The 19,020-nt window shown below is 73.7% G+C and carries 16 protein-coding genes; 6 read left to right on the top strand and 10 right to left on the bottom strand.

Going from position 1 to position 19,020, the window contains the following annotated elements; all coding sequences use genetic code 11:
* Positions 1–63: 63 nt before the first annotated feature.
* From ACIPRD_RS14250 to ACIPRD_RS14230, 5 genes are all read left to right on the top strand, one after another.
* Positions 64–1,035, top strand: a complete 972-nt coding sequence (locus ACIPRD_RS14250) for an NADPH:quinone oxidoreductase family protein (RefSeq protein WP_401562972.1) — start codon at positions 64–66, stop codon at positions 1,033–1,035.
* Positions 1,032–2,216 carry an acyl-CoA dehydrogenase family protein gene (locus ACIPRD_RS14245; RefSeq protein WP_356403578.1) on the top strand — a complete coding sequence of 395 codons (1,185 nt, stop codon included), beginning with the start codon at positions 1,032–1,034 and terminating at the stop codon, positions 2,214–2,216. The genes ACIPRD_RS14250 and ACIPRD_RS14245 overlap by 4 nt, the downstream gene beginning before the upstream one ends.
* Positions 2,213–3,322, top strand: coding sequence for an acyl-CoA dehydrogenase family protein (locus ACIPRD_RS14240; protein ID WP_401562971.1), 1,110 nt, complete (start codon positions 2,213–2,215; stop codon positions 3,320–3,322). Before ACIPRD_RS14245 ends, ACIPRD_RS14240 begins: the two co-directional genes overlap by 4 nt.
* Positions 3,323–3,522: 200 nt before the next feature.
* On the top strand, positions 3,523–3,717 hold the full coding sequence (locus tag ACIPRD_RS14235) for a hypothetical protein (protein WP_356403584.1): 195 nt from the start codon (positions 3,523–3,525) through the stop codon (positions 3,715–3,717).
* 150 nt (positions 3,718–3,867) lie between these two features.
* Positions 3,868–4,494, top strand: coding sequence for a response regulator transcription factor (locus tag ACIPRD_RS14230; RefSeq protein WP_356403587.1), 627 nt, complete (start codon positions 3,868–3,870; stop codon positions 4,492–4,494).
* A gap of 14 nt (positions 4,495–4,508) precedes the next feature.
* Here the strand turns inward: ACIPRD_RS14230 and ACIPRD_RS14225 are convergent, their stop codons facing one another.
* From ACIPRD_RS14225 to ACIPRD_RS14195, 7 genes are all read right to left on the bottom strand, one after another.
* A complete protein-coding gene (locus ACIPRD_RS14225; RefSeq protein ID WP_401562968.1) occupies positions 4,509–4,865 on the bottom strand; it encodes a hypothetical protein in 357 nt (118 codons plus the stop codon).
* Positions 4,866–4,949: 84 nt separating this feature from the next.
* Positions 4,950–6,290 (bottom strand): hypothetical protein, encoded by a 1,341-nt coding sequence (locus ACIPRD_RS14220; RefSeq protein ID WP_401562966.1) that lies wholly within the window; start codon positions 6,288–6,290, stop codon positions 4,950–4,952.
* Between the two features lie 83 nt (positions 6,291–6,373).
* Positions 6,374–7,366 (bottom strand): hypothetical protein, encoded by a 993-nt coding sequence (locus ACIPRD_RS14215; RefSeq protein WP_401562964.1) that lies wholly within the window; start codon positions 7,364–7,366, stop codon positions 6,374–6,376.
* A gap of 735 nt (positions 7,367–8,101) precedes the next feature.
* Positions 8,102–9,340, bottom strand: a complete 1,239-nt coding sequence (locus tag ACIPRD_RS14210) for a phosphodiester glycosidase family protein (RefSeq protein ID WP_401562962.1) — start codon at positions 9,338–9,340, stop codon at positions 8,102–8,104.
* Positions 9,341–9,415: 75 nt separating this feature from the next.
* On the bottom strand, positions 9,416–9,775 hold the full coding sequence (locus ACIPRD_RS14205) for a DUF779 domain-containing protein (protein ID WP_356403599.1): 360 nt from the start codon (positions 9,773–9,775) through the stop codon (positions 9,416–9,418).
* Between the two features lie 147 nt (positions 9,776–9,922).
* Positions 9,923–11,941, bottom strand: coding sequence for an N-acetylmuramoyl-L-alanine amidase (locus ACIPRD_RS14200; protein WP_401562960.1), 2,019 nt, complete (start codon positions 11,939–11,941; stop codon positions 9,923–9,925).
* A gap of 205 nt (positions 11,942–12,146) precedes the next feature.
* Positions 12,147–13,748, bottom strand: coding sequence for a M1 family metallopeptidase (locus ACIPRD_RS14195; RefSeq protein WP_401562958.1), 1,602 nt, complete (start codon positions 13,746–13,748; stop codon positions 12,147–12,149).
* A gap of 206 nt (positions 13,749–13,954) precedes the next feature.
* On the opposite strand from ACIPRD_RS14195, the gene ACIPRD_RS14190 reads away from it, so the two are divergent.
* Positions 13,955–14,833, top strand: a complete 879-nt coding sequence (locus ACIPRD_RS14190; RefSeq protein WP_401562956.1) for a universal stress protein — start codon at positions 13,955–13,957, stop codon at positions 14,831–14,833.
* A gap of 135 nt (positions 14,834–14,968) precedes the next feature.
* Here ACIPRD_RS14190 and ACIPRD_RS14185 read toward each other — a convergent pair whose 3' ends face one another.
* The 3 genes from ACIPRD_RS14185 to ACIPRD_RS14175 form a co-directional block, all read right to left on the bottom strand.
* Positions 14,969–16,423: a carboxylesterase/lipase family protein gene (locus ACIPRD_RS14185; RefSeq protein ID WP_401562954.1), complete on the bottom strand. Its 1,455-nt coding sequence runs from the start codon at positions 16,421–16,423 to the stop codon at positions 14,969–14,971.
* Entirely contained in the window at positions 16,420–17,466 is a 1,047-nt protein-coding gene (locus ACIPRD_RS14180; protein WP_401562952.1) for an alpha/beta fold hydrolase, read from the bottom strand. The genes ACIPRD_RS14185 and ACIPRD_RS14180 overlap by 4 nt, the downstream gene beginning before the upstream one ends.
* 203 nt (positions 17,467–17,669) lie before the next feature.
* A complete protein-coding gene (locus ACIPRD_RS14175; RefSeq protein ID WP_401562950.1) occupies positions 17,670–18,950 on the bottom strand; it encodes an esterase/lipase family protein in 1,281 nt (426 codons plus the stop codon).
* Positions 18,951–19,020: the final 70 nt, after the last annotated feature.

Raw genomic sequence — 19,020 nt, 5'->3', positions numbered from 1 at the left:
CAAGCGACCGCTTAGTATGCGGTCGGAACCCGGTCAGACGAAGCAGTCCCGTGGAGGCCCCGCATGCAGGCATGGCAAGTGCACGAGAACGGCGAGCCGGGCGAGGTGATGCGCCTGGCCGAGGTGGAGCGGCCCACGCCCGGTGACGGCCAGGTGCTGCTGCGGGTGCGTGCGGCCAACATCAACTTCCCGGACGCGCTGCTGTGCCGGGGCCAGTACCAGATCCGCCCGCCGCTGCCGTTCACGCCCGGCGTGGAGATCTGCGCGGAGACCGAGGACGGCCGCCGCGTGATCGCCAACCCGGCCCTGCCGTACGGCGGTTTCGCCGAGTACGCCGTCGCCGACGCCCGCGCCCTGCTGCCCGCGCCCGACTCGCTGGACGACGCCGAGGCCGCCGCGCTGCACATCGGCTACCAGACCGGCTGGTTCGGCCTGCACCGCAGGGCGCACCTCCAGGCGGGGGAGACCCTGCTGGTGCACGCCGCCGCCGGCGGTGTCGGCAGCGCGGCCGTGCAGCTCGGCAAGGCGGCCGGGGCGCGCGTCATCGGCGTCGTGGGCGGCGCGGCCAAGGCCGCCGTCGCCCGGGACCTCGGCTGCGACGTGCTCGTCGACCGGCACACCGAGGACGTCGTCGCGGCCGTCAAGGAGGCCACCGGCGGACGCGGCGCCGACGTGGTGTACGACCCCGTCGGCGGCGAGGCCTACACCCAGTCCGCCAAGACGGTCGCGTTCGAGGGCCGGATCGTGGTCGTCGGCTTCGCCGGCGGCACCATCCCGGCCCCGGCGCTCAACCACGCGCTGGTGAAGAACTACTCGATCCTGGGCCTCCACTGGGGCCTGTACAACACCAAGAACCCCGCGCTGGTCCAGCACTGCCACGAGCAGCTGACCGAGCTCGCCGCGCGCGGCGCGATTCTGCCGCTGGTGAGCGAGCGCGTGACGCTGGACCAGGCGGCCGCCGCCGTGCAGCGCGTCGCCGACGGCGTCACCACCGGCCGGGTGGCCGTGCTCGTGGGGAAGGGAGAGACGGCATGACCGACGCAGCCGAACTCGAGCGCCGCACCGCCGAGCTGCTCGCCGCACACCCGCCCGCGACCACGGACCGCCTGGAGTTCCTCCGGGCCCGCTTCGACGCCGGCCTCGCCTGGGTGCACTACCCGGAGGGCCTCGGCGGCCTCGGCGCCCCCCGCGCGCTCCAGACCGTCGTGGACGCCGCGCTGGCCGCCGCGGACGCCCCCGACAACGACCCCCGGCGCATCGGCATCGGCCTCGGCATGGCCGCGCCAACCATCCTGCGCTACGGCACCGACGAGCAGAAGCGGCGCTTCCTGCGCCCCCTGTGGACGGGGGAGGAGGTCTGGTGCCAGCTGTTCAGCGAGCCCGGCGCCGGCTCCGACCTCGCCGCGCTCGGCACCCGCGCCGTCCGCGAGGACGGCGGCGACTGGACGGTGAACGGGCAGAAGGTGTGGACCTCCAGCGCCCACCTTGCCCGCTGGGCCATCCTCATCGCCCGCACCGACCCGGGCGTCCCCAAGCACGCCGGCATCACCTACTTCATCTGCGACATGACCGACCCCGGCGTCGACGTGCGGCCGCTGCGCCAGATCACCGGCGAGGCCGAGTTCAACGAGGTCTTCCTCACCGGCGTCCGCATCCCCGACGCCCACCGCCTCGGCGAGGTCGGCGACGGCTGGCGGGTCGCGCAGACCACGCTGATGAACGAGCGCGTCTCCATCGGCGGCATGCGGCTGCCCCGCGAGGGCGGCATGATCGGCCCGGTGTCCAGGACGTGGCGCGAACGCCCCGCACTGCGCACCCACGACCTGCACCAACGGCTCGTCAGGCTCTGGGTGGAGGCCGAGGTCTCCCGCCTCACCGCCGAGCGCCTGCGCCAGCAGCTCGCCGCCGGCCAGCCCGGCTACGAGGGCTCCGGGATGAAGCTCGCCTTCGCCCGCCTCAACCAGGAGATCAGCGGCCTCGAGGTCGAACTCCGCGGCGAGGAGGGCCTGCTGTACGACGACTGGACCATGCGCCGCCCCGAGCTGGTCGACTTCACCGGCCGCGACGCCGGCTACCGCTACCTGCGCTCCAAGGGCAACAGCATCGAGGGCGGGACCAGCGAGGTCCTGCTCAACATCGTCGCCGAGCGCGTCCTCGGCCTGCCCGCCGAACCGCGCACCGACAAGGACGTCGCCTGGAAGGACCTCGCCCGATGAGCACGACCCACGCGCCGGGCACACCGAGCGCCGAACCCGACCTGCTGTACTCGGAGGAGGAAGAGGCGCTGCGCGCCGCCGTCCGGGACCTGCTCGGGGACCACTGCGACGCCGCCGGCGTGATCGCCCGCACCGAGTCCGCCACCCCGCACGACCTCGCCCTGTGGAAGTCCCTCGCCGACGGCATGGGCCTCGCCGGGCTGCTGATCCCCGAGGCCCTCGGCGGCCAGGGCGCCACCCACCGCGAGGTGGCCGTGGTCCTGGAGGAGCTGGGCCGCGCGGTCGCCCCCGTGCCGTACCTGACCAGCGCGGTCGTGGCCACCGAGGCCCTGCTCGCCTGCGCGGACGAGGAACTGCTGGGCCGCCTCGCCACCGGGCGCACCATCGGCGTGCTCGCGGTCGCCCTGCACACCGCCCCCGGCGCCGGCTTCCCCGCCGCGACGCTGGAGAACGGCACCCTGCGCGGCGAGCTGACCGGCATCGCGGACGCGGCCGCCGCCGACGTCCTGCTCGTCCCCGCCGAGGACGGCGGCCTGTACGCCGTCGACGCCGGCGCGGTGACCGTCACCCCGCAGCCCTCGCTGGACCTGACCCGCCCGCTCGCCGTCGTCACCCTCGACGGTGCCCCCGGCCGCCGCGTCGGCGACGCCGGACCGGCCGTACGGCGTGCCCTGCGCGCCGCCGCCGGACTGCTCGCCTCCGAGCAGTCCGGGCTCGCGGACTGGGCGCTGACGGAGACGGTCCGGTACCTGAAGGAGCGCAAGCAGTTCAACCGGCCCGTCGGCGGTTTCCAGGCGATCAAACACCGGCTCGCGCAGCTGTGGCTCGAGGTCGTCAGCCTCCGGGCCGCCGCCCGCAACGCCGCCGACGCGCTGTCCTCCGGCGAGGACACGGACATCGCGGTGGCCGTCGCCCAGGCGTACGCGGCCCCCGTCGCCGTCCACGCCGCCGAGGAGGCGCTGCAGCTGCACGCCGGGATCGGCATGACCTGGGAGCACCCCATCCACCTCTACCTGAAGCGGGCCAAGGCCGACTCGATCGCCTACGGCACCGCGGGCGCCCACCGCGAGGCCGTGGCCGCACTGGTGGACCTCCAGGCGCCCTGACCCACGCCGGACCACGGCCGGCCCACGGCACGCCCCGGCCGCGCGGGCGGACATGCCGTGGGCCGGCCGGCTTTCCCGCCGCACATCCGTCCAGCTGACATCACACGAATGGGGGACATGTCAGCCGCCCGGCCCAACCCTCCGCTACGTCACACTTGCGGCCGAACGCCGCTCAACGGGCGTGGCGGAGGAGGTTTGCGATGGCTGTTTCCATCTCTGTGGTGCTGCTGCTCCTGATCCTGGCCGTGGTCTTCATGCGCAACGGCGCGCTGAAGTTCTCCCACGCCCTGGTCTGTGTGCTGCTCGGTTTCTATCTGGCCAGCACGAGCATGGCCCCCACCATCCACAGTGGGCTCACCGCCACCGCGCAGCTGGTCAGCGGCCTGCGCCCCTGATCCGCGGGCCTTCCCGCCGTCCCCCGAACGGGTCATTCAGGGGTGCCGCCTCCCGGGTGACGGGTGAGCCTTGGAGCAGACGGCGGCGGCCACCGACCGTCTGCTCCGCTCGTCGTACGGCCGGTGGCCCCGCCTAGGCTGGAGCTTCTGATGAGCTCTTCTGTGACGTCCATGGCCGTCGTCTGCGACTGGCCGCTGCTTCAGCTCGGTCTCGCGCAGGCGATCAACACCCAGCCGGATCTGCGCATCAACTTCTTCATCAAGAGCGTGAAGGAACTCATCCGGCAGGCGCACGACGTGGAGATCGTCGTGCTCATCAATCTCCAGGCCTCCGGCCAGGTGGCGTCGGACGAGGTGGCCCAGCTGCAGCGCAAGGGGTACGCGGTCATCGTGCTGTCCACCTCGAAGGCGCAGTCCGACGCGGTGCCGTGCATCAAGGCCGGGGCGCGCGGCTATGTGAGCCGGCAGACCGAGGGCTCCGAACTGGTGCGCGCGATCCGCGCCGTCGCGTCCGGGCGGAGCTATTTCGGCGCCAGCCTCGCCGGCCGGAGTCTGCCGACCCCGCCGCCGCACATCACCGACCGTGAGAAGCAGATCCTGCAACTGGTCGCCAGCGGAGCGACGGACCGCGAGATCGCCATGAGGCTCGACATCACGGAGAACACCGTGCACACGCACCTGGAGCGGCTGCGCAGGAAGAGCGGCTCCCGCCGCAGGGCCGACCTGACGCGCCTCGCCCTGAAGTGCGGCGTACTGGACAACTTCTCCATGGAGTGAGCCCGCGGGCCGGGTCACCCGTGCGGGCGGATGTCGCTCAGGCTGTCGACGACGGTCACGGGCGGCGGGGCCGCGGGCGTGGGGACCTGGACGAGGATCGGGACGTAGACCAGCTCGCCGTGCCGGAACTCGGTCTTCGCGGAGAAGCGGTAGCACACGACCGACTTCGGGGCGTTCCGCGTCGCGTAGCACCGGAGCGTCGAGGCGGGGGTCCCGGTGGTCGCCGTTTCCGGAGCGGTGTGACGCGGGACGCCGCCGGCGTTCGCGGCACCCGCCGCGCTCGCGACGGCTGTCACCGCGAAGCAGACGCAGGCCGAGGCCGCGGTCACGAGACATGTTCTGCGCGGGGTCGTACTGCGCGAGGTCGCCATACGCACTCCTTGCACCCCCAGCTCGGAGCACCCCGTGGAGCACAGCTTCGCTCCACGGGGTGCGGATCTCATCCGAGGGGACGGTCAACCCTGGGTGCCGCCTTGGGTGTTGCCGCCGCCGCCACCCTGGGTGCCGCCTTGGGTGTTGCCGCCGCCGCCACCCTGGGTGCCGCCTTGGGTGTTGCCGCCGCCACCCTGCGTTCCGCCCTGGGTGTTACCGGTGCCACCGCCCTGCGTTCCGCCTTGGGTGTTGCCGCGACCGCCACCCTGGGTCCCGCCTTGGGTGTTGCCGCCGCCGCCGCCCTGCGTGCCGCCCTGGGTGTTGCCGCCGCCGCCGCCCTGCGTGCCGCCCTGGGTGTTGCCGCCGCCGCCCTGCGTTCCGCCCTGGGTGTTGCCGCCACCGCCACCCTGCGTTCCGCCCTGGGTGTTACCGGTGCCGCCACCCTGCGTTCCGCCTTGGGTGTTTCCAGTGCCGCCACCCTGGGTGCCGCCTTGGGTGTTTCCAGTGCCGCCACCCTGGGTGCCGCCCTGGGTGTTGCCGCGACCGCCACCCTGCGTTCCGCCTTGGGTGTTGCCGCCGCCACCGCCCTGCGTTCCGCCTTGGGTGTTTCCGGTGCCGCCGCCCTGGGTGCCGCCCTGGGTGTTGCCGCCGCCACCGCCCTGGGTGCCGCCCTGGGTGTTGCCGGTGCCGCCGCCCTGGGTTCCGCCCTGGGTGTTGCCGCGACCGCCACCCTGCGTTCCGCCCTGGGTGTTGCCGCCGCCACCGCCCTGCGTTCCGCCCTGGGTGTTGCCGCCGCCGCCACCCTGCGTGCCACCTTGGGTGTTGCCGCCGCCGCCACCTTGCGTTCCGCCCTGGGTGTTGCCGCCGCCACCGCCCTGCGTGCCGCCTTGGGTGTTGCCGGTGCCGCCACCCTGGGTGCCGCCCTGGGTGTTGCCGCGACCGCCACCCTGGGTCCCGCCCTGGGTGTTGCCGCCGCCACCGCCCTGCGTGCCGCCTTGGGTGTTGCCGGTGCCGCCACCCTGGGTGCCGCCCTGGGTGTTGCCGCCGCCACCGCCCTGCGTGCCACCTTGGGTGTTGCCGGTGCCGCCACCCTGGGTGCCGCCCTGGGTGTTACCGCGACCGCCACCCTGCGTGCCGCCCTGGGTGTTGCCGCGACCGCTGCCCTGGGTTCCGCCCTGGGTGTTGCCGGGCTTCTTGTTCGACCTGCAGACGGTGCGTCCCTGACGGTCCTTCGTGCACCGGGGCTTCTCCGGAAGGGTCTTCAGACCCTTCGGCACGTTGCCCTTGGCGAGCACCTGAGCGTTGGAGATTGTGCCGCTCGGTGCGGGCGCCGCTGTTGCGGGGGATCCGACGGTGACGAGTCCTCCCGCGATGACCACCGACACGATTGCTGTGGCTGTCTGCTGCTTCCGACTGAGCCGCACGACGTGCTCCCTTCCTTTTTCTTGCATGGCGCGTATTGCTTTCGCAGCTGCTGATGCGGGGTGCGGAGTCACGACCCCACACCTCAGGTCATGGGCTTGGGGACGGGAGCGGTCTCGGTCCCACCCTGGGTTCCGCCCTGGGTGCTGCCGGTGCCGCCACCCTGCGTTCCGCCTTGGGTGTTGCCGGTCCCGCCACCTTGCGTGCCGCCTTGGGTGCTGCCCGTGCCGCCACCTTGCGTGCCGCCTTGGGTGCTGCCCGTGCCGCCACCCTGCGTTCCGCCTTGAGTGCTGCCGGTCCCGCCACCTTGGGTCCCGCCCTGGGTGTTGCCGGTGCCACCGCCCTGGGTGCCGCCCTGGGTGCTGCCGGTCCCGCCACCCTGTGTGCCGCCTTGGGTGTTGCCGGTGCCGCCACCCTGTGTGCCGCCCTGGGTGCTGCCGGTCCCGCCACCTTGGGTCCCGCCCTGGGTGCTGCCGGTGCCACCGCCCTGAGTGCCACCCTGGGTGCTGCCGGTCCCGCCACCCTGCGTTCCGCCTTGGGTGTTGCCGGTCCCGCCACCCTGGGTGCCGCCCTGGGTGTTACCCGTTCCGCCCTGGGTCCCGCCCTGGGTGTTGCCGGTCCCGCCCTGCGTGCCGCCCTGGGTGTTGCCCTGGCCGCCGATCTGGGTGCCACCGATGGTGTTGCCCGTGCCGCCGTTGATGGTGTTGTTGACGATGTTCGTGACGTTGTTCGTCACCTGGTTCACCACGTTGGGCGGCAACCCGAGCCGCTGCGCCTCCGCTTGTGCGGCCTGCCGGCCGATGGCCGTGGCCTGCGCCTGGGAAGCGCCGTTGCGCACCGCCTGCTGGGCAGCGGCCGTGCCCTTCGCGGTCGCCTCCGCCGCTCCGCCCGTCGCGCCCGCACCGGTGCCCGAACCCCCGCCCGCACCGGAGCACTTGACGCTGCCCACGGAGACGGGACCGTTCCCGGGGACCTGGACCTGGATGTCCCCCTTCGCCCCCGCGGAGACACGGGAGACCGACGCTCCGTTGCGCGTCACGTTGTACGACTGGTTGGGATTGAAACCGCTACCGCTCACCGCGCCGCCCTGAAGCCTGCATGATGCCGCAGGAGCAACGGTGGGAACGGCGGAAGCCTGGGCGGCTGGGATGAGACAGACGGTCGATCCTGCGGATACCACCGCCGTTATCGCGGCCGCCAGAATTCCTTTTTTCATCGATTTCCCTCCTCCTGCGGAGCGGGTCCGATTCGCTCGCCCACGCGTCGGAATGACAACCACGCCAGGGGAAAGGAGCGACGCGCCGTAAAATCCGCGCCATAGGACCCGGAAACTCGCACGGTCGACGAAGCGACTCAGTCCCGATACTGGTCTCGCGCATCGGTGGAGTCAACTCGAATCGGAGGACGGGGAAATTCCGACCGACCTTCCGTGTCACCAGAACGACCCACACGCCGGGGGTGGCGAGCCGCATCGGGCGCTGAGGGGGCAAGGGCGCGCCGCCGTGCCGGCCGGAAGCCCGGCGCGATGCGCGTGCGGAACGCGGAGTGGGCCTGTCGTCGGAATCGGCTACAGGCGGAGGAGGGTCTTGGCCACACCGGCGCGGGCGTCCTCGACCGCACGCGGAAGCCGGAACGGCGCCACGCGTGGGCCGGGTCCCGCCGCGCGCGGAAGCCGAAGCCGTCGCGCGCGACAGCCGGGACCGCGGGGAAAGGTGTCCCGTTTCCGCGTCGATCCCTCTTATCGCGCGCGGGGCGGGAGGGATGCGCCGACGGGAGATCCAGGAAATTCAGGCCGAGGGGAGATGCGGGAAACTCAGGAGGCCGAGAAAACCCCGATGCCGTTCGCCACGGGCCTTTCCGCGCCGCCGCTGGGATGGTTGCGTACGGTCACCGCCTGTGCACCGGAATTCCGTGCGACCATTTCCGAGGAGCCGCCGCCGTCGAGATTGAAGGCGTCGGTCGCGCCCAGTCCGCGCAGCGTGGACGCCTCCTCCGCGACGGTCATGCCCTTCCGGTACGCGGCCGCCCCGTCCAGGGCGAGGAGCAGCATCCGGTGCCCGCCGTCCGAGAAGCCCACGACGGTACGCACGGCCGAGGTCGCGTCGTCCAGCCCGGACAGCGGCTTGCCGTCGCGCATCACGGGGTAGCCGCCGATCGCGAACGCGAACGGGTCCCGGCCCGAGGCCGGTACCAGATCGTGCGTGACCGTCACCGGGTCGCCGACGGACAGCTTCCGCAGTTCCTTCGCCCCGCTCTCGCGTCCTACCAGGACCGTGCTGCCGGCGCCGATCGGCCCGCTGCCCGGCTTGCCCGAGACGGACACCACCCGGCCGTCCCGCACGGTCACCTCACGGGTGTCCGAGCTGCACGCGGCCGCCCGGTCGGTGTCGGTGCCGCAGACGGCACGCGCCCGGGAGGCGCTGCCCCAGCGTGAGGTGAAGGCGCCCACGGAGTTCTGCGGCAGTGCGTACTGGTTGAGGCCCCGCAGCGTGATCCGCTTCTCCGGGGTGAGCACGGAGCCGGTGAGAGCGAGGCGGTCCGTCCGGGCGCGGCGGTCGGTGCCGACACCGAGGACGTCCTGCGTCGTCGTACCGGGCGGCAGCGCGGGCCCGAACCGCTGGCCCTTCGGCACCGCCGCCTTCAGCACCCGCCCGTCCGCGACGGCCGGACCCACGGACGCGCCCGTCGCCTCGACGCCGGGGTGCTGGGTCTCGCTGATGTCGAAGAAGTCGCCGTTGACGCCCGCGACCGCGCCCGCCGTGTCGGCCATCCGGGAGACGGTCGCGCGCGCGGCCACCGCGCCCGGATACAACAGGCCGAGGCGTACGTGCGGATCACCCAGGTCGACGGTGAGCAGATGGGCGTGGGCCGTCCCCGCCGCCGCCCGTACGTCGAACTGCCGGTACGTCACGCCCGGCGCGATCCGTCTGCCCGCCGGTACGGCACCGGCCGGCGCCGCCCCCGCGAGGGCCGCACCGGCCAGTACGCCGAACGCCGTGAGAACCGTGAACAGCGGTCTGCCCGCCGCCGAACGCCGCCGACGTCGCGTCACTGTGCCCCCTGATGTCTCGTCAACCGATGCGGGAATCAGGGGTAGTGCACCAGAAGGCGGCGGTCCGCGGGGTGCCTAGGCGTCGACGACGCGAGAACGAGTGAGAAAACGTACCCCCTCGGGTGCCTCCAGCGAGAAGCCGCTGCCCCGTCCGGGCACCACGTCGACGATCAGCCGGGTGTGGCTCCAGACCTCGTACTGGCTCTTCGACATCCAGAACGTCACCGGCTCCTCGACGCCCTCCACCGCCAGTTCGGCCAGCAGCACGTCCGAGCCGCCGGTGCGGAACTCGCCGTCGGGGTAGCACATCGGCGCGCTGCCGTCGCAACAGCCGCCCGACTGATGGAACATCAGCGGTCCGTGCGCGGCCCGCAGACGCCGCAGCAGTTCCGCTGCCTGCGGGGTGAGTTCGACGCGCGGGATTTCCTCTTCCATGGTCACCGTCCTGGCGAGCGGGGCGTCGGGCGGGATCCAGTCTCACGGCTCCCCGGCCACGCGTCCAGCAGCCGTACGGCACGACGGCACGGGGCCGGCCCCGCGGTGAGCGGGGCCGGCCCCGGTGGGCTCGGCGCTTCGGTGGGGTCAGTGCTTCGGAGCCGCCGTCGGGGCCGTGTTCGGGCCCGCCGCGGCCGGCGGGTTCACCACGTCCACGTCGCTCGCGCGGACGTAGGCGAGCCGGTGGTCGAGCTGGATCTCGTAGTACGCCTCCTGCCCCTTGACCACCGGGGCCGGCGCCTCGCCGAACGACGACCGGTCGACATAGGTGCCGAGCACACGGGACTGCGTGACGTACCGCTGGCCCGCACGGATCGTGTAGGGCAGCGGCGACTCGGTCTGCTCGTCCATCCCTTCCGGATAGGCCCCCTCCTCCGGCAGGGCACGGCCGAACACGGGGATCTCCCCGAGGCCCGGCTTCGGGGTCACCGTACGGCCGCGCGCGCCGACCGCCACCGGGTTGCCCGCCGGGTTCAGGAACCACCCCTTGTGGCCCTGGAACCAGATCGCCGTCCACTCGCCGCGCCGGTCGGCCACCGCGAAGGTCTGGCCCGCGGAGACCCGGGACCCGAGGTCGTTGACGTCCTCGGTCGAGTCGTCGCCCTCGGGGCGCCGGCCCGGGTCCTGGATGAGCGGGGCGGTCGCGGACGGCTCGGTGTGCAGGTGCACGGCGCTGGAGCCGTGCTTGGCGCACGGCACCCCGCTCGCGGAGCAGCCCGTGAACCGGGGCGTGTTGCGGGCGTAGTCCGGCAGGATCATCACCACGTCGCTGTCCGGTCCCGCCGTGGCCCGCAGGGGCGCGCCGAGCAGGTCGAAGTAGTGCCGCCAGTCCCAGAACGGGCCCGGGTCGTCGTGCATGTCCGGGATCGAGTCGTCGGTCGGCGAGGGCACGTTGTCGTGGCCGAAGATGTGCTGCCGGTCCATCGGCACGTGGTACTTGTCCGCCAGGAACCGCACCAGCCGGGCGGAGGAACGATACATCTCCTCCGTGTACCAGGCGTCGGGGTGACGGAGGAACCCCTCGTGCTCGACCCCGATCGAGCGGCCGTTGACGAACTGGTTGCCCGAGTGCCAGGCGGCGTCCTTCGTCTTGATGTGCTGGGTGATGTGACCGTCGCTGGAGCGGACGGAGTAGTGCCAGGAGGCCTCCTCCGGGTCCTGGATGGTCTGGAACATCGAGGACAGGGGCGCCTCGGTGTCGTGGATGACGATGTACTCGATCCGCTGGTCCTTGGGCCGGTCGGCGACGTCGTGGTTGCCGTAGGCCTCGTCGTCGATGCGCACGTACGGCGCGCTCAGCCAGGAGCAGCCGATGTCGGCCGGGCACTCGACGCCCTGCGCCCGCTGCGCGCCCGCCGTGGCCGGGGAGTGCGGGCGCACCCGCGGGTCCGCGGCGAGGACGACCCGCTGTCCGGAGTCGGTCGTGCGGCGGGCGCCCCGGCGGATCACTTCGAAGACGTCGTTCGCGTACGTCGTCGCGGCCGCGGAGTCGGTCGTGCCGGGGAAGCGGGACACGGCGTCCCACCAGTCCGCCGGGTCGGCGCTGAGCGGCTTGCCGAGGCTGCGCTGGGCGGCCGCGAGGAGTGCGGCGCCGCCGCGCACGTTGGCGGCGTCGTCGGAGCGCAGCCGCTCGGCCGGCAGCCCGAGCAGGCTCGCGGCCCGGCGCAGGTCGGCGGGCTGCCCGGCGCGCCCGGCCGGGTTGCCCGCGTTGTACGGGGCGCCTGCGGTGTACGGCGACGGCGGTTCCGCCGTCGCCGCGCCCGGCAGGGGGTCGGCGGAGCGGCGCGCGGGTGTGCGCCGGTCCTGGAGCGCCCGGGCGTCCACCAGGTGCATGGGTCCGTAGCCGCCCACGACGCTGGGCGTGCCCGGGTGGGAGTCCCATCTGGACTGCAGATAGGACACGCCCATGACGATGCTGCGCGGTACGTGGTACTCGTCCGCGGCGGCGGTGTAGTCGTCCTGCAGACGCTGATCGGCGGGTCCGCCGGTGTCGATCGAACGGTCGATCAGCAACGGCACCAGAAGCGCCGCCGAAGCGGTCACACAGATGATCCGCCGGTGTCCGCGTACGGCACTGGAGACGCGGGGGGCGACGCGTTTTCTCATACGGTTGTCTCCAACGAGGGTCGGCGTGGCCAGAGAAATGCGACCGGGCGCGGGGAGTCGCCCGAATCACGTCACCCCTTGTACGTTTCCTTGCCTCGCGCGCTGCGTCGCGCCGAGCGTCAACCGCGTGGACCAGCCTGCGGGCCGAGGCCACCCGGTCGGCGGCAGGCCGTTGCCGCCGACGGGTGGCGGTTCTGACCCGGTCTCAGTCCTCCGCGACGGGGTCGGTGCGCCAGTCGGGCCGGCCCGGCATCGGCGGTGTGTGCGCCCCGTACAGCCAGGCGTCCAGAAAGGACGTCAGGTCCTGTCCGGCCACACGGGAGGCGAGCGCGACGAAGTCACGGGTACCGGCGGCGCGCCCGCGGTACGTCGTCACCCAGGACCGCTCGATCCGCCCGAAGGTGTCCTCGCCCACCTTCTCCCGGAGCGCGTACAGGACCAGGGCCGAGCCGTCGTAACGCATCTGACGGAACAGCGTCGAGGCGCGGGGCTCGGCGGGCGCCCCGTCGTCGTGACGCCACTGGTCGTGCTGCTCGTACGCGGCGCGCATGGCGTCCTCCAGGGAGGGCCCGCCGTGCGTGTCGGAGTACAGGCGCTCGTAGAAACGGGCGTGACCCTCACTCAGCCACAGGTCCGACCAGCGCCGGACGGCCACGCTGTCGCCGGTCCAGTGGTGCGTCAGCTCGTGCACGAGGTTCCGTTCGGCGTCGACCTGATCCCCCAGCAGATCGGCGCTCGGCACCACGGACAGCGACTGCGTCTCCAGCGCCACCGGCAGCTCGGCGTCCCCGACCAGCACGCCGTACCGCCGGAAGGGGTACGGCCCGAGCCGCTGCTCCAGCCAGCTCAGGTGCTCGGGGGTGAGGGAGCGGTACTGCTCGGTGCCGGCGACCAGGTCCTCGGGCACCGCGTCCCGTACGGGCAGACCGCCCGGCCCCCTGCGCTCCGTGAGGTCGTACTTCCCGATCGCCAGCTGGACCAGCTGCGCCGCGACGGGGGCCTCGGAGTCGTACGTCCAGCGGGTCCGGCCGTCCTTCTGCCGTACCCGCTCCACGAGCCGGCCGTTCGCCACCGCGGTCAGGCCGGGCGGTGTGGTGACCTTGAAGGTGACGGGCGCCCGCAGGCTGGGATGGTCGTCGGCGGGGAAGATCATCTTCGCGCCGTCGGGCTGCGGCGACAGCAGCGTACCGTCGGCCGTGGGCACCCAGCCGTAGTCCTGGATCGCGTCGTCCCGGTGCCGGCGCTGCGTCGGATCGGCGGTGTAGCCGACCTGGACGGTGAACGTCCGCCCGCGCGCGAGCGGCTTCGCCGGGGTGACGACGAGTTCGTCGCCGTCCCGCACGGCCTTCGCGGGCGCGCCGTCGACGGTGACCGTACGGAGCGTGTTGCCCGCGAAGTCCAGGTCGAACCGGGAGAGGGCCTGGGTGGCGGTCGCCCGGATGTTCGCGGAGGCGGGGAACGGGGTGCCCGGCGCCCGCCAGTCGAACGTGAGGGTGTAGCGGCCCACCGTGTACCCGCCGTTCCCGGCGAGGGGCATGAGCGGGTCACCGATGCCCCGGGCTCCCGGCGACGGCGTGCCGCCCGGTGCGAGCGCGGTGGCGCCGGGTGCGGCCTGCCCGGCCGGGGCGGGGGCGTCGGGCCGGCCGGCGCCGCCCCGGGCCCCGAGGGCGCCTCCGGCGATGACGGCCGCCCCCGCGAGCCCCACGGCGCCGGTGACGGCGAGGGCGGTGCGGCGGGCACGTGGACCGCGTCCGGCGGCCGCCCGCGCGTCCCGCGCGCCCGACGCCCGCCCGAACGGCGCGCTCACCGGGCCGACCAGGGGGACGGAGCGGGTGCGGGAAGGGGCCGGGTGGCGGCGGTCGTGGTGGTCATGGCGGCACTATGTCAGCAAGGATTGACGCTTGCGACATTTATCATGAAGGTGCGTTATGCGGCTTATAAGCAGCGCGAGGTGCTCGCCTCGCGCCCTGGACGGCACACGGTGACAGGGCCCCGGGAAAGGCGGTGGGGGCGATGACACTCCCTCTGGTGGTGGGCGTCGACGGATCGGGGCCGAGCCTCGCGGCGGTCGACTGGGCCGCGGCCGAGGCGGCCCGTCACGGTGCCGGACTGCGTGCCGTCTACGCCTCCCCGTGGGTGCGTTACGAGGCCGCCCTGCCGCCGACCGGTTCGGAGCGCACGGACGAACGGCTGCTGGGCGAGCACATCGTGGCCTCCGCGGTCGAGCGGGCGCGGGAACGCGCCCCCGGCGTACGGGTCACCGGTGACGTCGTCGGCGAGGACCCCGCGGCCGCGCTCGTCGCCGCCGGGGACCGGGCGTACGCCCTGGTGACGGGGGAGCGGGGGCACGGTGAGCTGGGGGATCTGCTCCTCGGTTCCGTCGCCGCGGCCGTGGCGGCCCGCGCGCGGTGTCCCGTGGTGGTCGTCCGGGGCACGCCCGAGGCCGCCGGCGGTGCGCACGGGCGCATCCTGCTCGGCCTGGGGGAGCCCGGCACGTCCTCCGCCGGGGCCGTGGACTTCGCCTACCGCGAGGCCGAGGCCCGCGACTGCGTCCTCGACGTCGTCCACGCGTGGCAGACCCTCCTTCCCCACGCGTCCGGGGAGGGCGGCGGGCCCGGCGGACCGGCGCGCACCGCCGAGGAGCACGCCTTCACCCTGCTCGACACGGCACTCGACGCCGCGAGCGCCCGCCACCCGCGCGTGCGGACGCGCCGCAGGGCGGTCGAGGGCCCGGCGGGCACGGTCCTCGTGGACGGGTCCGCGGACGCCGATCTCGTGGTCGTCGGGGCGCACGGCGGCACCGGGCGCTTCGGCGTCCGGCTCGGCCGCACGAGCCGGTGGCTCCTGCACCACGCGCGGTGCCCGGTCGCGATCGTGCCCCACCGGCGGTGACCGCCCCGCGCGACGGCACCCGCCTCCCCGCCCCGCGCGCGTGCCGGGCCGAGGGTCAGGCGATGCTTTTGCGGACGCCCCCCAGGGGGCGTCTCTCCGATCTTCGTGGGTCCGCGACGATCGAAGAGATGCCCCCTAGCGCAGCCCCTCCCAGAGCAGCCGTTCCTCTCTTCCCGGGTCCGGCTCCGGCGCGGCGCCCTCGCCGAACACCATGGTCGACCGCGTGCCGGTGTCGTAGGCCGGCCAGCCGGGATCGCCCGACGTCGCGAACGACACCCACGCGGAGTGCATCGCGTCGGCGAGGGCCTGCGGCGGACGCGGGCCCACGAGCGGCGCGTACGACGGATCGGCGAGGCGGTCGAAGACGAACGGCAGCTCCAGGGCGTGGCACGCGCCGAGCCGCCCGCCGAACCGCGGGGAGCGCCAGGCGAACGCGTACAGGTACGACCCCGGGACGGACTCGGCGAGACGGATCGCGGGGATCCGGTAGAACCAGTCCGTCGCCACCGCGTCGAGGAGCTCGCCCGGTGAGGCACCCGGGCGGGCGGCGCGGTAGACGGGCAGCGCGTCGCCGGGGTCCAGGCCGTAGGCGGCCGTGGCCGCGCGCAGCCCCTCCCCGGTGACGGCGTCCAGCCGGTCCGTGGGGACCAGGAAGAGGCGGTACTCCTCGCGGTTGGCACCGACCATGAGGTCGACGCCGCACCCGGGACCGGGCAGGGACAGTCCGGGGGACACCGGCTCGAACGGCATCAGGTTCAGCGCCGCCTCACCCCACAGGGCCGGGTCGGGCCGCGCGTTCATCTCGGCGCGCAGGTCCGCCTGGGCGGGCAGCAGGACGTCCAGGGGGACCGCGGCGAAGGCGTCCGGAGCCGGCTCGACGCCCAGCCGCGCGGCGAGCCGGGCGGTGATCAGGTCCGCCGTCGACGGCCGCAGGAAGTGGTGGCAGGCGCCGCTCTGGAGGATCGCCCGCCGGAACAGGCCGCGCCCCAGCCCCGTGCCCAGCAGGACACCGATGCTCATCGCGCCCGCCGACTCGCCGAACACCGTCACCCGCTCCGGATCGCCGCCGAACGCGCCGATGTTGTCCTGGATCCAGCGCAGGGCGGCCACCTGGTCCAGCAGCCCGCGGTTGTCGGGGGCGCCCGGCAGCCGGAGGAAACCGTCGGCGCCCAGACGGTAGTTGAGCGTCACGCACACCACGCCGTCACGGGCGAAGGCGCGGCCGTCGTAACCCGGCGCCGATCCGGAGCCGTTGGAGAACGCCCCGCCGTGCAGCCACACCATCACCGGCAGCCCGGCCCCCGCTCCCGCGTCCGGCGTCCAGATGTTCAGGTTCAGGCACTCCTCGCCCGGGACGCTGTTCTCCGGGACGAGCACGTCGAAGGGCGGCGCGTACGGCGCGTGCGGCGCGGTCGGGCCGGGGAGTGTGGCGTCGCGCACCCCCGTCCAGGGCTCCGGCGGGCACGGCGGCCGGAACCGGCGCGGTCCGAACGGCGGCGCGGCGTACGGGATTCCCAGGAAGGACACCACGCCGTCCGCGCCGACGCGGCCCCGCACGGTGCCCTGCCGGGTGGTGGCGCGCACCGTCATGCCCGGGTGCTTTCGAGCAGTGCCAGCAGCGCCGCGGTGAACTCCTCGGGGCGCTCCAGGTGCACCGCGTGTCCGGCGTCCGGGACGACGACCTCCCGCACCGCGCCGCCCTCGGCCGCGTAGCGGTCCAGGACATGACGGGTCTGGGCCACCATCGGCTGGGCCGGGGTCCCGTCCCAGCCCGGCACCGCGCCGGTCGCCCCGAGGTGCGCCAGGTCGAACAGGGAGGTGTCCGAGACGATCACGTCCGCGTCGCCGCGGATCCACAGCACCGGCGGTTTGGGGTCGATGAGATGCAGGTCGTCGATCCGGAAGTACAGCGGGGAGAGGGAGTTGAGGACCCCGCGGGTGCCGGGCGCGACACCCGGCCAGGACGCGGAGACCGTGCTGTCGCCCGGGTAGTGGCCGTCGCCGGTGCGCGTGCTGAGCATCGACTCGACGTACGCCTCCTCGTCCTCGGGCGCGGGACGCCACGGCGGCCTGACGTAGCAGCCCGCCAGGACGGACCTGGGGGAGACCGGTGAGTCCTCGCCCCGGTCGCCCTCGGCGAGCCGCTTCACGAACTCCGGGCTCGCCGTGGCGCCCCCCGAACCCGCGCCGTCCGCGGAGTTGAGGACGCCCCCGACGCCGTGCGTGCCGCCGAACCCGTACGGGGAGACCGGGTTGACCAGGGTCACCGAGCGCACCGCGGCCGGATGGTCCCGCAGGTACCGCAGGACCACCCCGCCGCCCATGGACCAGCCCACCAGATGCGCGCGGCCGGCCCCGAGCTCCGTCAGCAGCGCGTGCAGGTCGTCTGCGTGGTCGCGCAGACCGCGCGTCGCGTCGACCGGCAGCGGGTCGGTGCCGCCGAAGCCGCGCAGGTCCGGCGCGATGGGCCGGTACCGGCCGGGCAGCCGGGACAGGGTGGTGCGCCAGAACGCGGAGGAGGAGACGTTGCCGTGGACGAAGACGACCGGTTCGCCCTCGTCCCTGAGGTCGGTGAGGTGCACGGTGAGGCGGTCGGTGGTGACGTGCCGGGTGCGCGGGCCGTTCGAGGTCATGTCCGTCGTCCTTACACGGGAGCCGGGGTCGGTCTGTCCGCCGCCCTGCACGGGCGCCTGGTGCGGTCGTCCGTCGTCCTGCACGGGCGCCTGGTGCGGTCGTCCGTCGTCCTGCACGGGACGCCGGGTGCGGTCGTTCGCGGTCCTGCGCGGACGCCGGGTGCGGTCGTTCGCGGTCCTGCGCGGGCGCCGGGTGCGGGTCCTCACGAGAGCCAGGTGTCGATCCGGGCGGCGGCCGAGCTGTTCCAGCCCAGCTCCAGGTGGTTGGCGGCGGCGACGGTCGCGGTGCCGCCGACGGTCGCGACACCGGTGGTGTCGAGGGCGCTGGCGGTGAACACCACGCCGTCGCTCGGGCCGCGGTTCTCGTTGAAGATGCCGACCACGTCCGGCGATCCGCCGGCCAGCAGATACGTGGTGACCGAGGCGGGGACCCCGGCCCGCTGCAGGGGCGCGACCAGCGAACCGGCGTCGATCGCCGCCTGGATGCCGCCGCCCGCCGTGTAGAAGCCCTGGCCGCCGTAGTACGTCGTGTACCAGTCCTGCGCGGAGCCGTCGACGCCGTACACCCCGTCCCAGCGGGCCAGCATCTGGCGCTGGCCCGGATAGTCGTCGTAGCCGCCGGCGGGGGTCATCGAGAACTCCGGGTGCGCGGTGTACGTGCCGTAGCAGGTCATGGAGGAGTGCGGGGAGGGGGCGTTGACCGTCCCGCCGCACTCGGGCCAGATCGAGAAGTCGTGCGCCCAGCCGTGCGCGTACGGGTAGTCGTAGCCGCCGTTCGGACCGCCGACGGTGATCAGCCGGCGCACGTCACCCGCGTAGGCCCGCCCCCAACCGGGCTTCAGCGACGACACGTACGCCCGCGCCGACATCTCGCCCTTGCTCCAGCCGACCAGATCGACCTTGCCGACGCCCAGCTTCGCCTTGATGACGGCGATGGCGTCGCCGACGATCTGGGCCTGCATCAGATTGTCGCCCTGCTTGTGCGCGAAGCCGACGGCGAAGACACGGTGCCCGCGCCCGGCGAGGTACTGCATGAGCCCCGTGGACGGACAGGACAGCGCCCCGCAGCCGTAGCCGCCCGCCTCACCGGGGTTTGCCCAGGCGCGGTCGGCGTTGTCGTTCGCGCCGTGGACGAGGAGGACGGGGGTGCTCTGGGTGCCGGTGTCCCAGCCGGGGGCCGAATAGAGCAGGAAGCGGCCGGAGTACGGGCGCGTGGCCCCGCCGAAGTACGTCACCCGCTTGCCGTCCTGGTCCCCGCGCCCGTCCGGCGGGAAGCCCTCCGTGCGGAAGCCGGTGGTGGTGTCGAGGTAACGCTCCACCCGTTCCCAGCCGTTGGTGACGGTTCCGCTGCCGTAGCCCGCCTCCAGGGTGAGATAGGACGGCGGTGTCGCGGCGGCCGCCGTGCCTCCCGCGGCCGGCACGCCGGCCACCAGCGCGATCAGGACGGCGAGCAGCAGCCGCCACCGGTCTCTTCCGTAGCGCATGTTCCGGCCCCCTGCTTCCGCGTGACGCGCCCGCACGTCACGCCCGTGGTGTCTCGGCACGCTGATCCCC

The sequence above is a fragment of the Streptomyces sp. NPDC090108 genome (assembly GCF_044747185.1).
Classification (GTDB): Bacteria; Actinomycetota; Actinomycetes; order Streptomycetales; family Streptomycetaceae; genus Streptomyces.
This window is presented reverse-complemented; position numbering and strand designations above follow the sequence as displayed.

What these genes read in the sequence shown, in the direction of transcription:
- ACIPRD_RS14180 (WP_401562952.1), bottom strand. Translation starts at nt 17,466, where the DNA reads ATGACCTCGAACGGCCCGCGCACCCGGCACGTCACCACCGACCGCCTC.
- ACIPRD_RS14230 (WP_356403587.1), top strand. Translation starts at nt 3,868, where the DNA reads ATGAGCTCTTCTGTGACGTCCATGGCCGTCGTCTGCGACTGGCCGCTG.
- ACIPRD_RS14175 (WP_401562950.1), bottom strand. Translation starts at nt 18,950, where the DNA reads ATGCGCTACGGAAGAGACCGGTGGCGGCTGCTGCTCGCCGTCCTGATC.
- ACIPRD_RS14240 (WP_401562971.1), top strand. Translation starts at nt 2,213, where the DNA reads ATGAGCACGACCCACGCGCCGGGCACACCGAGCGCCGAACCCGACCTG.
- ACIPRD_RS14245 (WP_356403578.1), top strand. Translation starts at nt 1,032, where the DNA reads ATGACCGACGCAGCCGAACTCGAGCGCCGCACCGCCGAGCTGCTCGCC.
- ACIPRD_RS14185 (WP_401562954.1), bottom strand. Translation starts at nt 16,423, where the DNA reads ATGACGGTGCGCGCCACCACCCGGCAGGGCACCGTGCGGGGCCGCGTC.
- ACIPRD_RS14200 (WP_401562960.1), bottom strand. Translation starts at nt 11,941, where the DNA reads ATGAGAAAACGCGTCGCCCCCCGCGTCTCCAGTGCCGTACGCGGACAC.
- ACIPRD_RS14225 (WP_401562968.1), bottom strand. Translation starts at nt 4,865, where the DNA reads ATGGCGACCTCGCGCAGTACGACCCCGCGCAGAACATGTCTCGTGACC.
- ACIPRD_RS14190 (WP_401562956.1), top strand. Translation starts at nt 13,955, where the DNA reads ATGACACTCCCTCTGGTGGTGGGCGTCGACGGATCGGGGCCGAGCCTC.
- ACIPRD_RS14205 (WP_356403599.1), bottom strand. Translation starts at nt 9,775, where the DNA reads ATGGAAGAGGAAATCCCGCGCGTCGAACTCACCCCGCAGGCAGCGGAA.
- ACIPRD_RS14235 (WP_356403584.1), top strand. Translation starts at nt 3,523, where the DNA reads ATGGCTGTTTCCATCTCTGTGGTGCTGCTGCTCCTGATCCTGGCCGTG.
- ACIPRD_RS14250 (WP_401562972.1), top strand. Translation starts at nt 64, where the DNA reads ATGCAGGCATGGCAAGTGCACGAGAACGGCGAGCCGGGCGAGGTGATG.